Raw genomic sequence first — 613 nt, 5'->3', positions numbered from 1 at the left:
ACTACTTAGATGTTTCAGTTCATCGGGTGTTTTCCTCTTGCATCAAGTGCAAGATGACGGGACGTTACTCCCGCCGGGTTGCCCCATTCGGAAATCCATGAGTCAATGCTTACTTGCAGCTCGTCATGGCTTATCGCAGCTTATCGCGTCCTTCTTCGTTTCGAAACGCCTAGGCATCCGCCGTATGCCCTTATAAACTTGACTTACGTCTTTAAGTTTACTTAGGTATTTTCGCTTTATCCTAATTTGCTATTCGGAAGCACTGACTCATTCAGCCCTCCATCTTGGGCATCTTTTCCGCTCTGCCGTTGTCGACAAATCCTCCACATAGCTCTGCTATGCGTCCGGTTTGTCTCCGCGGCAGACCATAAAATCTGCGCCAAGCTGAATGACTTCATTTCATCAGCGATTCCTCGGGAAAATCTATTCTGTTACTTTCTACCTTGCGGTAGAAGACCTCAGTGAGGAAAACCTCATGCATGAGTACATGAAATCTCCCTTTTAGATTTTCTTGTTTCTTCTGTGCAGTTTTCAGTGAACAAAGAGGTCACAACTACGCAATCTCTTGCGTTCGATGCGCCCTCAAAACTAGACAATGCAAAACGTTAGCCAA

1 rRNA gene is annotated in these 613 nt (G+C 45.8%); it reads right to left on the bottom strand.

The window, feature by feature from the left end:
- A 23S ribosomal RNA gene (locus HMPREF9163_RS12205) occupies positions 1–204 on the bottom strand; the annotation flags it as partial.
- Positions 205–613: the final 409 nt, after the last annotated feature.

Source organism: Selenomonas sp. oral taxon 138 str. F0429 (assembly GCF_000318175.2).
GTDB lineage: Bacteria > Bacillota > Negativicutes > Selenomonadales > Selenomonadaceae > Centipeda > Centipeda timonae.
The sequence above is the reverse complement of the archived record's forward strand: the minus strand, read 5'-3'. Positions and strand labels throughout refer to the sequence as shown.